Genomic DNA, 13,662 nt, shown 5'->3' with positions numbered 1-13,662 from the left:
GGCAAAAAAAATCCCGCTAAGCGCGGGATTTTTCAAATTGATGATTACCAGAAATCGCCACCGGCGGCTTCAGACTGCGCCAGCCATACTGGCTGCGTACTGGTTTTGCTCCAGTATCGATGCAGATAGCTGTAAAAACGCGCCCGGTCCGCGCGAAATAACATCACTGGCAACGCCAGTAAGCCAACCACCATCGCCGCTGTGCGACGCAGGATGATTTTAAGCAATGAATAGTTTTGATACATGGCCCACGCCCTCCGTTAGTCAGTTCGATACAGATCACATTAAAATGGGTGCTGTGTGTAATCTGACCACTATCTTACGCCGCGTTTGGTAATTTTACTACTCATCCGACCACTTTCTGACGAAAAAAATCGCAGTTTTTACCAATTACTGTAATTGGGTTACATATTTGTTAATTCAAGTAATCAGGTTTGTTAATCACCATTTTTATACTTTCTTTATACCGCGTCCTGCTTTCTATACACCTTCTTTGCACACTAATGATTACCCTGCACTTATCTGAATAACCCCCTCTGGAGGTGTAGTGTGAGTGTTGCGATTGTCGCTGGCGTACTGCTGGTTGCGTTGCTGACGGGCTATCTGATTTATGCCCTGCTTTATGCGGAGGCCTTCTGATGGCTGCGTCAGCAAGCATGTTACTGTTTAGCTTTGTGGTGCTGTTGCTGATTCTGGCGCAGCCGTTAGGCAAAAGCATGGCGAAACTGGTGGATGGCGATCCCGGTCCGCTGCGCGCCGGATTTGAGCGGCGTCTGTGGTGGCTGTGCGGGATCCGTCAGCAGGAGATGGGCTGGCTGAGTTATTTTTGGGCGATAATGGCCATCAACCTGCTCGGCGTGCTGGTGCTGTTCGCCATCCTGATGCTGCAGGATCGTCTGCCGCTTAATCCGCAACATTTTGCCCCGATGAGCTGGCACCTGGCGCTGAATACCGCCATCAGTTTTGTCACCAACACTAACTGGCAGGCTTACAGCGGCGAAAATACCCTTAGCTACTTTAGCCAGATGGCTGGCCTGACGGTGCAAAATTTCCTCTCCGCCGCCAGCGGCATTGCCGTCGCTTTTGCGCTGATCCGCGCTTTTTCCCGCCATAGCGTACAGACGCTCGGCAACGCCTGGCAGGATCTGCTGCGCATTACCCTCTATCTGTTACTGCCGCTGTCACTGCTGCTGGCATTGTTTTTTGTCAGTCAGGGCGTGCTGCAAAACCTTAATGACTATCAAAGCGTGTTGACACTGGCGGGTCACAGTCAGACGTTACCGATGGGGCCGATCGCCTCACAGGAATCGATCAAGCTGCTGGGCACCAATGGCGGCGGCTTTCTCGGCGTTAACTCGGCGCATCCCTTTGAAAACCCCAACGCGCTGACCAACGTTGTGCAGATGCTGGCGATTCTGCTGATCCCGGCCGCCCTCTGTTTCACCTTTGGTGAAGCGGTGCGCGATCGCCGTCAGGGACATGCGCTGCTGGCCGCGATGACGCTGATGTTTATTCTCGCCGCCATTGTGGTGATCTGGGCCGAGTTTAACGGTAATCCGCATCTGCTCTCAGCTGGCGCCGCCTCACCATTGAATATGGAAGGCAAAGAGACGCGCTTCGGCATTCTGAATTCTGCGCTGTATGCGGTAGTGACCACTGCCGCCTCCTGTGGCGCGGTTAATGCGATGCACGACTCCTTTACCGCACTCGGCGGCATGGTGCCAATGCTGCTGATGCAGATTGGTGAAGTGATTTTTGGCGGTGTCGGTTCGGGTCTGTACGGCATGATTCTGTTTGTGCTGCTGGCGGTGTTTATCGCCGGACTGATGATTGGTCGCTCACCGGAGTATCTCGGTAAAAAGATCGAAATCCGCGAAATAAAAATGACCGCGCTGGCGATTCTGGTTACACCGACGCTGGTGCTGATCGGCACTGCGCTGGCGATTACCACCGATGCAGGACGCGCGGGGATTCTTAATCCGGGAGCGCACGGTTTTAGCGAGGTGCTGTATGCCCTCTCCTCCGCCGCCAATAACAATGGCAGTGCCTTTGCCGGACTCAGCGTCAACACGCCGTTCTGGAACCTGCTGCTGGCGCTGGCGATGTTTGTCGGCCGCTTTGCCATCATTCTGCCGGTGCTGGCGATTGCCGGTTCACTGGTGGTGAAAAAAGCGCAACCGGCAAGTGCAGGCACCCTGCCCAGCTATGGTCCGCTGTTTATCGGCCTGCTGATCGGCACTGTGCTGCTGGTGGCCGCCCTGACCTTTGTACCGGTGCTGGCGATCGGACCGGTCGCTGAACACCTTCAATTACTGAATCATTAAGTGCCGGAGTAGATAATGACTCGCAAGCAACAACCTCTATTTGATGCGGCCATCACGCAACAGGCGTTAGCCGGTGCGCTGAAAAAATGCGATCCGCGCGTACAGTGGCGTAATCCGGTGATGTTCGTGGTGTATCTCGGCTCAATTCTCACCAGCGGCATCGCGCTGGCGATGGCCCTCGGTTACAGCAGCGGCAGCGCCGGTTTTACCGCCGCCATCGCTGTCTGGCTGTGGTTTACCGTGCTGTTTGCCAACTTCGCGGAGGCAATTGCTGAAGGGCGCAGTAAGGCGCAGGCCAGCTCACTGAAAGGGATGAAAAAAACCAGCTGGGCAAACAAGCTCGCCGCGCCGCATCATGATGCCGCCATCGACAGCGTTCCGGCAGAGTCGCTACGCAAAGGCGATATTGTGCTGGCGTCGGCTGGCGACATTATTCCCTGTGACGGCGAAGTGATTGAGGGGGGCGCCTCGGTTGATGAAAGCGCGATTACCGGTGAGTCAGCGCCGGTGATCCGTGAATCGGGTGGTGACTTCGCTTCAGTGACCGGTGGTACGCGCGTGTTATCGGACTGGCTGGTGATTCAGTGCAGCGCCAACCCGGGCGAAACCTTTCTCGACCGGATGATCGCCATGGTGGAAGGCGCTAAGCGCCGCAAAACACCAAGCGAAATCTCCCTTACCATTCTGCTGGTGGCGCTGACGCTGGTATTTCTGTTTGCCACCGCCACGCTTTATCCGTTTGCGCTGTATGGCGGCGAGGCGATTAGCGTCACGGTGCTGGTGGCGCTGCTGGTCTGTCTGATCCCCACCACCATTGGCGGCCTGCTGTCGGCAATTGGCGTCGCCGGGATGAGCCGCATGCTGGCGGCCAATGTAATCGCCACCAGCGGTCGCGCGGTGGAAGCCGCCGGTGATATCAATGTGCTGCTGCTGGATAAAACCGGCACCATCACCCTGGGTAACCGGCAGGCGTCAGAATTCCTGCCAGCGCCAGGCGTGAATGAACAGCAGCTGGCGGATGCCGCCCAGCTGGCTTCCCTGGCGGATGAAACCCCGGAAGGCCGCAGCATTGTGGTGCTGGCGAAGCAACGCTTTAATCTGCGCGAACGTGATTTGCATGCGCTAAACGCCACCTTTGTGCCGTTCTCAGCGCAAACCCGCATGAGCGGGGTCAATATTCAGCAGCGAATGATTCGCAAAGGGGCGGTGGATGCGATTAAGCGTCATGTTGAAGCCAACGGCGGTCAGTTGCAGCCAGAAGTCATGGCGCTGGTGGAACAGGTGGCGCGCACCGGCGGAACACCGCTGGTGGTGGCGGAAGGCAGTGTGGCGCTGGGGGTGGTAGCGTTAAAAGATATCGTTAAAGGCGGCATAAAAGAACGTTTTGCCGAGCTGCGCACCATGGGGATTAAAACCGTGATGATCACCGGTGATAACCCGTTAACCGCCGCAGCGATTGCCGCCGAAGCCGGTGTCGACGACTTTCTTTCTGAAGCCACGCCGGAAGCCAAGCTGGCGCTGATTCGCCAGTACCAGTCAGAAGGCCGGCTGGTGGCGATGACCGGTGACGGCACTAACGATGCCCCGGCGCTGGCGCAGGCCGATGTGGCGGTGGCGATGAACTCCGGCACCCAGGCGGCAAAAGAAGCGGGCAATATGGTCGATCTCGACTCCAATCCTACCAAACTGATTGAAGTGGTGCATATCGGCAAACAGATGCTGATGACCCGTGGCTCGCTGACCACCTTCAGTATCGCCAACGATGTGGCGAAATACTTCGCCATTATTCCGGCGGCGTTTGCCGTCACCTGGCCGCAGCTGAATGCGCTGAATATTATGCAGCTGCATTCACCAGCGTCGGCGATTCTGTCAGCGGTGATATTTAACGCGCTGATTATCGTGTTTCTGATCCCACTGGCGTTAAAAGGCGTCAGTTACCGGCCATTAAGCGCCGCCGCCCTGCTGCGTCGCAACCTGTGGATTTATGGCGCTGGCGGCATTGTGGTGCCGTTTATCGGCATTAAAGTTATCGACCTGTTGTTAACCGTTACCGGTCTGGTTTAAGGAACTGTTATGTCCATTTTACGTCCGGCGTTGCTGGTATTTATCCTGTTATCGCTGATTACTGGCGCAGCCTATCCGCTGTTAGTCACCGGCCTGTCGCAGGCGATATTTCCGTGGCAGGCCAACGGTTCGCTGATTAGCGTCGCCGGTAAAGTCCGCGGTTCTGAGCTGATCGGTCAGGCGTTTGACGGCCCGGCCGATTTTCATGGCCGTCCGTCGGCCACCGCCGAGTCACCTTATAACGCGCTGGCGTCAGCGGGCAGTAATCTGGCGGCCAGTAATCCGGCGCTGGATAAGCTGATTGCGCAGCGGGTGGCGGCTCTGCGCGCCGCCAATCCGTTGTCCACCGGGCCAGTTCCACTGGATCTGGTGACCGCCTCCGCCAGCGGCCTTGATCCGCAGATCTCGCCAGCCGCCGCTTACTGGCAGGCGCCACGGGTGGCGGAAGCCCGTGGTATTCCGCTGCAGCAGCTTAACCAGCTGATTGCCAGCCAGATTAATACGCCATTAATCAAATTTACTGGCGAAGCAACGGTAAATGTCCTTATGCTGAATCTGGCGTTGGACGGGAGCCGATAACGGCTCCCCTGCCGTAGGGGCGGCGTTATCGCCGCCGGTGTTAAAAGGATAACCAATGAACGATGAGCTACAGCGTCCGTCACCGGAGAAGCTGTTGCAGCAGCTTGCCGCTGCGCCGCGCGGCAAACTGAAGATCTTTTTCGGCGCCTGCGCGGGCGTCGGTAAAACCTATGCCATGTTGCAGGCGGGACGCCGCCTGCGCGAACAGGGGCTGGATGTGCTGATTGGCGTGGTGGAGACGCATGGACGGCGCGAAACCGCAGCGCTGCTTGATGGGCTGAATGTGTTGCCGATGAAGCGCTACACACAACAGGGCCGTCAGTATCAGGAGTTTGATCTCGACGCCGCTCTCGCCCGTGCGCCGGCGATTATCCTGATCGATGAACTGGCGCACAGCAATATCAGCGGCGCGCGTCACCCAAAACGCTGGCAGGATGTCGAGGAGCTGCTGAATGCCGGTATCGATGTGCTGACCACCGTGAATGTGCAGCACCTGGAAAGCCTGAACGATGTGGTCAGCAGCATCACCGGGATTCAGGTGCGCGAAACGGTGCCGGATCCGATTTTCGACATGGCTGATGAGATCGTGCTGGTCGATCTGACACCTGACGATCTGCGGCAACGGCTGGCCGAAGGCAAAGTGTATATCGCCGGACAGGCGGAGCGCGCCATTGAACACTTTTTCCGTAAAGGTAACCTGATTGCCCTGCGTGAACTGGCGCTGCGCCGCACCGCCGACCGGGTTGACGATCAGATGCGCGCCTGGCGCGACCATAAAGGGCGGGAAAAAGTCTGGCATACCCGCGATGCGATTCTGCTGTGTATCGGCGCGGGTAGCGGCAATGAGAAGCTGGTGCGCACCGCCGCACGTCTGGCCGCCAGGCTCGACGCGCCCTGGCACGCGGTATATGTCGAAACGCCACGGCTGCATAAATTACCGGGGGAACAGCGGCGGCGTATTCTGCAGGCACTGAAACTGGCGCAGGATCTCGGCGCGGAAACCGCCACCCTCTCCGACACCGATGAAGAGCAGTCGGTACTGCGTTATGCGCGCGAACATGATCTCGGCAAAATTGTGATTGGCCGCCGCGCCGCACAGCGCTGGAAGCGCGACGGTTTCGCCAACCGGCTGGGCAAGCTGGGGCCGGATCTTGATCTGATTATTGTCGCACGCGATGAGGCGGATACTGCCCTGCCCGCCCGTCCGCTGAGCGCGAAAAGCAGCGCGGAAAAATGGCGTAAGCCGCTGGAAGGCTGCGCGCTGGCGGTGGCGCTCTGCGCGCTGACTACCCTCGGCGCCAGCTGGCTGTTCCCACAGGTGGCCGATGCCAACCTGGTGATGCTCTATCTGCTCGGCGTAGTGATTGTCGCCTTGCTGTATGGCCGCTGGCCGTCGGTGCTGGCTTCGGTGATCAACGTCGCCAGCTTTGACCTGTTTTTTATTGCCCCGCGCGGCACCCTCGCGGTATCCGACCTCGAGTATCTGCTGACCTTCGGCATTATGCTGGCAGTGGGTATTATTATTGGTAACCTGACCGCCAGTATGCGCTATCAGGCGCGGGTGGCGCACTACCGTGAAGGGCGTGTGCGCCAGCTGTATGAAATGTCGAAAGCGCTGAGCCGCACGCGTAATTCGCAGGATATTATCAGCGTCAGCCAGCACTTTATCGATAACAGCTTCCGCGCCAACAGCGAGCTGCTGCTGCCCGATGCACAGGGCCAGCTGCCGCTGCCGCGCCAGGCGGATCCGGCTATCGCCCGCTGGAGCTTTGATAACCGCCAGCCAGCCGGCGCGGGTACCGATACCCTGCCCGGCGTGCCCTATCAGATTCTGCCGTTAGTGATGCAGGAGAAAAGCTGGGGCCTGCTGATTATCCAGCCCTCCAGCCTGCGTCAGTTAATGATCCCCGAACAGCAGCGGCTGATTGAAACCTTTATGGTGCTGATTGCCACCGCCCTTGAGCGGCTGGCGCTGACGCAATCGGAAGAGCAGGCGCGCTTCGCGGCGGAAAGCGAGCAGCTGCGTAACTCGCTGCTGGCGGCGCTGTCCCATGATTTGCGCACCCCGCTGACGGTGCTGTTTGGCATGGCGGAAATTCTGACGCTGGATTTAGCCGCCGCCAGCTCGCCCCATGCACCGCAGGCGAATCAGATCCGCCAGCATATTATTAATACCACCCGGCTGGTGAATAATCTGCTGGATATGGCGCGCATTCAGTCCGGCGGTTTTGTGCTGCGCAGAGAGTGGCTGACGCTGGAAGAGATTATTGGCAGTACGCTGAACGCGATGGCCCCGCTGCTAAATGAGCGGCGTATTGATCTCGATTTACCTGATGGGCTACTGCTGGTGCAGGTTGACGGTCCGCTGATCGAACGGGTGCTGACCAATCTGCTGGAGAATGCGCTGAAGTATGCCGGTCCGCAGGCGCAAATCGGTATTCGCGCACGGCGTCAGGAGAATATTCTCGATATTGAAGTGTGGGACAGCGGCCCGGGTATTTTACCCGGGCAGGAACAGCAGATATTTGATAAATTTACCCGCGGTAGCAAAGAGTCAGCGATTCCCGGTGTCGGCCTGGGTCTGGCGATCTGCCAGGCGATAGTCACTCTGCATCAGGGCGAAATCGTGGCGACAAACCGGCCATCCGGTGGCGCCAGCTTCCATCTGCGACTGCCGCAGGATGAGCTGCCCGCGTGGGATCCCGAACAGATTGAGGAAATGTGACCACTGTCCTGATTGTTGAAGATGAAAAAGAGATCCGCCGCTTCCTGCGCATTGCGCTGGAGGGTGAGTCTTTACGCGTATTTGACAGTGAAACGCTGCAGCGCGGTCTGATTGAAGCCGCGACGCGCAAACCCGATCTGGTGATCCTCGATCTCGGGCTGCCCGATGGTGACGGCATTGATTTTATCCGCGAAGTGCGCCAGTGGAGTGCGATGCCGATTGTGGTGCTCTCCGCGCGTAGCGACGAGCAGGATAAAATTGATGCGCTGGATGCCGGCGCTGATGACTTTCTGGCGAAACCTTTTGGCGTGGGCGAGTTACTGGCGCGAGTCCGTGTCGCCCTGCGCCGTCACGGCGCAACGCAGCCACAGGCTTCGGTGATCACCTTTTCCGGCGTAACGGTGGATATCGCCGCCCGCCGCGTCACGCGTGACGATCAGCCGCTGCATCTGACGCCGATTGAATTTCGCCTGCTGGTGATTTTGCTGAATAATCCGGGGAAAGTGCTGACTCAACGCCAGTTACTTAATCAGGTGTGGGGACCGAACGCGGTGGAACACAGCCACTATCTGCGTATCTATATGGGGCATTTACGCCAGAAGCTGGAAGCGGAACCGGCGCAACCAAAGCATCTGATTACCGAAACCGGGATTGGTTATCGCTTTATGCCGTAGCCGGGGTGTAAAAAGGGCGGCGCTAACGCCGCCCGTGTCACATCGTTACGCGTTCTTCAGTACTTCGCTGACAATTTCTACCGCTTCTTTTTCAATCTTTTCACGGTGCTCAGCACCGAGGAAGCTTTCACAGTAGATTTTATAGGCGTCTTCCGTACCTGACGGACGCGCGGCAAACCAGCCGTTCTCTGTCATCACTTTCAGACCGCCAATCGACGCACCGTTGCCCGGCGCGGCAGTCAGACGTGCGGTGATCGGATCACCCGCCAGCGTATCGGCGCTGACCATCTCTGGTGACAGCTTAGACAGCGCCGCTTTCTGCGCCGAGGTAGCCGAAGCCTGCAAACGGTTATAACTTGGCGCGCCAAAGCGCTCAGCCAGCTCATCATAGTGCTGCTGCGGGTTCTTACCGGTTACAGCAGTAATTTCCGCCGCCAGCAGACACATAATGATGCCATCTTTGTCAGTAGACCATGGAGTGCCGTCAAAGCGCAGGAAGGAGGCGCCAGCGCTCTCTTCACCACCGAAACCAAAGCTGCCGTCAAACAGGCCGTCAACGAACCACTTAAAGCCCACCGGCACTTCCACCAGCTTACGGCCAATATCGTTCACCACCCGGTCGATCATCGCGCTGGAAACCAGCGTTTTGCCGACAGCAACATCTTTGCCCCACTGCGGACGATGCTGGAACAGATAGTTAATCGCCACCGCCAGATAGTGGTTTGGATTCATCAGACCCGCAGGGGTAACGATGCCGTGACGGTCATAATCCGGATCGTTGGCAAAGGCCAGATCGAACTTATCACGCAGCGCCAGCAGACCCGCCATCGCCGGTTCAGACGAGCAATCCATCCGGATCACGCCATCTTTATCCAGATGCATAAAGCGGAAGGTCTGATCGACCGCATCATTAACAATGGTCAGATCGAGATGATAGAACTCAGCAATACGCTGCCAGTAAGCAATACCGGAGCCGCCAAGCGGATCAACGCCAATCTTCAGACCGGCTTTCTGAATCGCCGCAATGTCCACCACCTGCGCCAGACCTTCAATATAAGGCTGGATCAGATCCTGTTCCTGAATATGGCCTGTCGCCCAGGCTTTATCCAGCGCCAGACGTTTGACCTCTTGCAGGCCGCCCTGAATCAGCTGGTTGGCGCGATCTTCCACCACTTTGGTGACATTGGTGTCTGCCGGACCGCCGTTCGGTGGATTATATTTAATGCCACCATCTTCCGGCGGGTTATGTGATGGCGTAATCACAATGCCGTCAGCCAGCGCGCCGCCGTTTTTGTTGTGCTCAAGGATTGCGTTAGAGATCGCTGGCGTTGGCGTATAGCCATTGTCCTGCTGCACGATCACATCCACACCGTTGGCCGCCAGCACTTCCAGCACCGAAATAATCGCCGGTTCGGAGAGGGCATGGGTGTCTTTACCAACATAGCACGGGCCGGTGATGCCATTCTTTTTGCGCTCTTCGGCAATCGCCTGCGCAATCGCCAGAATATGTGATTCATTAAAGCTGTGACGCGCTGAGCTGCCACGATGGCCGGAGGTGCCAAATTTCACCGCATGTTCTGCATTAGCCAGATCCGGCTGCAGCACATAATACTGGGATGTTAATTGTGCAACGTTAATCAAATCGCTCTGCTGGGCTGGCTGCCCGGCACGGGGGTGACTGGCCATTGGCGCTTCTCCCTGACGCTTCAGTTAGATGGTGCCGCAAACCTTCTCAGTCAGTTCCGCCGGGAACTGCATCGACAACATAATGTGTTCAATCATGCTGCATTTGCGACCTGTATTAGTATTGGTTATCACCCAATACGGCGTGCCGGGCACATGCTTCGGCTTGGTATGGGTGCCATTCTGGATCAGGACTTGCTGGTTACCCGCAAAGTAGACGCGGGTGCGGCCATGAAGTGACTCAGTCGCATCGGCAAACGCTTTCGGATCCAGTGTATATAAGGTCGACAGAATCAACATAAAGCGATTAACCGCCCGCTTCTGCTCCGCATACTCATCGGAAAGCAGCAGCTCACGCACCGCGCGTACACGGTCTTGCGGACGTGATTCGGTTTTCACCGCCACCGCTTCTTTCGCTGGCGATGCCTGCGGCGTCGCAGGCGCACTCTGACCGGCGGTAAACTTCAGCATACGCCGCAAAATATCAGATGCGCTTTCACCAATGTGTTGAGTATGGCTGGCAATATAGCGGTAGAGCTCTTCGTCGACTTCAATCGTTTTCATCTTTATCCGTACGGTTATTGCATGTTGCAGAGCCGGGGAGGTTTAAAATATGACCCGGATCTGACATTAAGGATTATAAAGTTAAATCTTGCCGCAGTGTAGCGCCACCACCTTTTGCAGGCAAAAGTCAGAATAAGCCGCAAAAAGTGCGTGAACCACAATGTGCTTTCATCCGGCAGCTTTTGCCCGGCAAGAATGCAGAAATCCATGATAACCTAAGCTTTGGTTTCCACTGTAAGAACTTTGCCATGAATTTGAATGCTCGCCTGCAAACTGAACAATCTGTCGCTGCCGCTAACCCGATTCTGCTAATCCATGGCCTGTTTGGCAGTCTCGATAATCTGGGAGGGCTGGCGCGCGGACTGAAAACCGACCGTCCGGTTTTGCAGGTAGATGTACGTAATCATGGCCTTTCGGCGCGCAGCGAGCAGATGAACTACCGCGTGATGGCGCAGGATATGCTGGATACGCTGGATGCGCAGGGCATCGATAAGGTGTCGGTGGTGGGCCATTCGATGGGCGGCAAAATCGCCATGACGCTGGCTGCGCTGGCGCCGCAACGCGTCGAACAGTTAGTGATGATCGATATTGCCCCGGTGGATTATCAGACGCGTCGCCATGACGCCATTTTTGCCGCCATCAATGCAGTCACTGCGGCGGGCGTTACCCTGCGATCCCAGGCGGCGGAAGTGATGCGCGGCCATGTCGATGAAGAGGGCGTGATTCAATTTCTGCTGAAATCGTTCCACGAAGGTGAGTGGCGCTTTAATGTGCCGGTGCTGTGGGACAACTACACCACCATTTCCGGCTGGGAAGTGCTGCCCGCCTGGCCGCATCCGGCGCTGTTTATTCGCGGTGAATTGTCGCCTTATCTCGATGATATCCATCGTCAGGCGGTGATCAGCCAGTTCCCGCAGGCGCGCGCGCATGTGATTGCTGGTGCCGGACACTGGGTGCATGCCGAAAAACCTGATGCGGTTTTGCGCGCAATCCGCCGCTTTTTTGCGCTTTAAAAGCAAATAGTTGCTGGTGTGGGGAAATGATTGTCGTGACGACTTTCACTGGGGTATGATGGCGCGCTAAAATTTTGGCGCTGTTCACCACGCCGACCATTGGCTGTAACAGGTGAAATATTCAGCCTGAGGGGCGCGGTGTTATTGTTAACGGCATACCGGCCCATTAAGTCAGAACCCCTGGCGTTGCAAACGCGGACGCTCATTCAGTATCACGATTCTATGGCAAAAGAAAACACCGACCGCACAACGATCGATCTGTTCGCAGACGAACGTCGCCCGGGACGACCAAAAACCAATCCGCTAACGCGTGATGAACAGCTGCGCATTAATAAACGCAATCAGTTAAAACGCGACAAAAGTCGTGGGTTGCGCCGTGTCGAACTGAAAATCGGCAGCGACGCGGTTGATGCACTCAATCAGATGGCTGAAGAGCGTAATATGAGCCGCAGCGAGCTGATTGAAGAGATGATTCTGGCGCAGCTTAACGCTAACGGCTGATCGCCCACCTGCTAAAAGCCGCGCTAATCCGCGGCTTTGAACGCACAATGCGACAAATCCGGCGGCATTTGAAGTTCCTCGCCCCGGTACTGTCTGCTATCATTGCCAGTAACTGTGTATCTGTAGCATTCACCATATCATTAAGTTTCAAGAGGTTATTAAGCTCATGGCAATCGTAGGCATTTTCTTTGGCAGCGATACTGGCAATACGGAAAACATTGCAAAGATGATCCAAAAGCAACTGGGTACAGAGGTTGCTGAGGTTCATGATATCGCCAAGTGCGCTAAAGAAGATCTTGAGGCTTTTGATATTCTGCTGCTCGGCATCCCGACCTGGTACTATGGCGAAGCGCAGTGCGACTGGGATGACTTCTTCCCGACGCTGGAAGAGATCGACTTTAACGGTAAACTGGTTGCGCTGTTTGGTTGTGGCGATCAGGAAGATTACGCGGAGTACTTCTGTGATGCGATGGGCACCATCCGCGATATCATTGAGCCAAATGGCGCGATTATCGTTGGTCACTGGCCGGTCGCAGGTTATAACTTCGAAGCATCAAAAGGTCTGGCGGACGATGACCACTTCCTCGGCCTGGCGATTGATGAAGATCGTCAACCAGAGCTGACCAATGAGCGCGTTGATCGCTGGGTTAAGCAAATTTTTGATGAACTTCATTTGAAAGAAATCATCGAAGCCTAGGATGAAAAACTCAATGTGAGCGCAATCTCACATTGAGTAAGTGGTTTTTCCTATAGAAATAATAGATACATGTTTGTAACTTTTACCTGCAAATCTGTACAATACCCCCATCGGTCACACTGCTATTGAAGTTTTATAAGTAAAGTGAAGGGTTTAGCACAGTATCTGTAATGGGACAGGCTCCGGGTCATGGACTTCTCAGGGACGTACCTCATTACAACCTGCAGTTGTTTCACGCTCTCCTTGCGGTTTTCATTTCGAAGTACGAGTTCTATAATGAGACGCACTAAGATTTCGCGTTGACCGATGTTCAGGGCTTTTCAGCCACTCAGCCACATTGTGACTAGCAAAGTAACAGGACAATATCCGCATGACTGACAATAACACCGCATTAAAGAAGGCCGGCCTGAAAGTCACGCTTCCCCGACTGAAAATTCTGGAAGTGCTTCAGGAACCAGAGGGCCATCACGTCAGTGCGGAAGACTTGTATAAGCGCCTGATTGATATGGGCGAAGAGATTGGTCTGGCGACGGTTTACCGCGTCCTGAACCAGTTTGATGATGCGGGGATCGTTACCCGTCATAATTTCGAGGGCGGCAAATCTGTCTTCGAACTTACGCAACAGCATCATCACGATCACCTGATTTGCCTCGATTGTGGCAAAGTGATCGAATTTAGTGATGAATCAATTGAGACGCGTCAGCGTGAGATTGCCACTCGCCACGGTATTAAGCTTACCAACCACAGCCTGTACCTTTACGGTCACTGTGCATTGGGCGATTGCCGCGAAGACGACACGCTGCACGACAAATAAATTTTGCTATGCAGTAAAACAAAA

13 protein-coding genes are annotated in these 13,662 nt (G+C 55.8%); 10 read left to right on the top strand and 3 right to left on the bottom strand.

Features of this window, described 5'->3' with window-relative positions:
* Positions 1–44: 44 nt before the first annotated feature.
* Complete coding sequence (locus tag J2125_RS18035) at positions 45–245, bottom strand: YbfA family protein (RefSeq protein ID WP_017799226.1); 201 nt, start codon at positions 243–245, stop codon at positions 45–47.
* A gap of 304 nt (positions 246–549) precedes the next feature.
* Here J2125_RS18035 and J2125_RS18030 point away from each other — a divergent pair, with 304 nt between their 5' ends.
* The 6 genes from J2125_RS18030 to kdpE are packed head-to-tail and all read left to right on the top strand — an operon-like array spanning position 550 to position 8,366.
* Complete coding sequence (locus J2125_RS18030) at positions 550–639, top strand: potassium-transporting ATPase subunit F (protein WP_017799227.1); 90 nt, start codon at positions 550–552, stop codon at positions 637–639.
* A complete protein-coding gene (gene kdpA / locus J2125_RS18025; protein WP_017799228.1) occupies positions 639–2,324 on the top strand; it encodes a potassium-transporting ATPase subunit KdpA in 1,686 nt (561 codons plus the stop codon). The genes J2125_RS18030 and kdpA overlap by 1 nt, the downstream gene beginning before the upstream one ends.
* Before the next feature lie 15 nt (positions 2,325–2,339).
* Positions 2,340–4,388 carry a potassium-transporting ATPase subunit KdpB gene (gene kdpB, locus J2125_RS18020; protein ID WP_017799229.1) on the top strand — a complete coding sequence of 683 codons (2,049 nt, stop codon included), beginning with the start codon at positions 2,340–2,342 and terminating at the stop codon, positions 4,386–4,388.
* Positions 4,389–4,397: 9 nt separating this feature from the next.
* A complete protein-coding gene (kdpC, locus tag J2125_RS18015; protein WP_017799230.1) occupies positions 4,398–4,967 on the top strand; it encodes a potassium-transporting ATPase subunit KdpC in 570 nt (189 codons plus the stop codon).
* A gap of 55 nt (positions 4,968–5,022) precedes the next feature.
* Complete coding sequence (gene kdpD, locus J2125_RS18010; RefSeq protein WP_209499514.1) at positions 5,023–7,692, top strand: two-component system sensor histidine kinase KdpD; 2,670 nt, start codon at positions 5,023–5,025, stop codon at positions 7,690–7,692.
* A complete protein-coding gene (gene kdpE, locus J2125_RS18005) occupies positions 7,689–8,366 on the top strand; it encodes a two-component system response regulator KdpE (protein ID WP_017799232.1) in 678 nt (225 codons plus the stop codon). Before kdpD ends, kdpE begins: the two co-directional genes overlap by 4 nt.
* Before the next feature lie 45 nt (positions 8,367–8,411).
* Here kdpE and pgm read toward each other — a convergent pair whose 3' ends face one another.
* Positions 8,412–10,052, bottom strand: coding sequence for a phosphoglucomutase (alpha-D-glucose-1,6-bisphosphate-dependent) (pgm, locus tag J2125_RS18000; RefSeq protein WP_017799233.1), 1,641 nt, complete (start codon positions 10,050–10,052; stop codon positions 8,412–8,414).
* A gap of 24 nt (positions 10,053–10,076) precedes the next feature.
* The gene (gene seqA / locus J2125_RS17995) at positions 10,077–10,613 is read right to left on the bottom strand and encodes a replication initiation negative regulator SeqA (protein WP_017799234.1); all 537 of its coding nucleotides are present in this window, start codon (positions 10,611–10,613) and stop codon (positions 10,077–10,079) included.
* A 248-nt stretch (positions 10,614–10,861) separates the two neighbouring features.
* Between seqA and ybfF the strand changes: the two genes are divergently transcribed.
* From ybfF to fur, 4 genes are all read left to right on the top strand, one after another.
* Positions 10,862–11,626, top strand: coding sequence for an esterase (gene ybfF, locus J2125_RS17990; RefSeq protein WP_017799235.1), 765 nt, complete (start codon positions 10,862–10,864; stop codon positions 11,624–11,626).
* Positions 11,627–11,848: 222 nt separating this feature from the next.
* The gene (gene ybfE, locus J2125_RS17985) at positions 11,849–12,127 is read left to right on the top strand and encodes a LexA regulated protein (RefSeq protein ID WP_017799236.1); all 279 of its coding nucleotides are present in this window, start codon (positions 11,849–11,851) and stop codon (positions 12,125–12,127) included.
* A 166-nt stretch (positions 12,128–12,293) separates the two neighbouring features.
* Positions 12,294–12,824 carry a flavodoxin FldA gene (fldA, locus tag J2125_RS17980; RefSeq protein WP_017799237.1) on the top strand — a complete coding sequence of 177 codons (531 nt, stop codon included), beginning with the start codon at positions 12,294–12,296 and terminating at the stop codon, positions 12,822–12,824.
* A gap of 370 nt (positions 12,825–13,194) precedes the next feature.
* Entirely contained in the window at positions 13,195–13,638 is a 444-nt protein-coding gene (gene fur / locus J2125_RS17975; RefSeq protein WP_017799238.1) for a ferric iron uptake transcriptional regulator, read from the top strand.
* Positions 13,639–13,662 lie beyond the last annotated feature (24 nt).

This window comes from Winslowiella toletana (genome assembly GCF_017875465.1).
Lineage (GTDB): Bacteria > Pseudomonadota > Gammaproteobacteria > Enterobacterales > Enterobacteriaceae > Erwinia > Erwinia toletana.
Note: the sequence above shows the minus strand (reverse complement) of the source record. Positions and strands in the feature narration are given on the sequence as shown.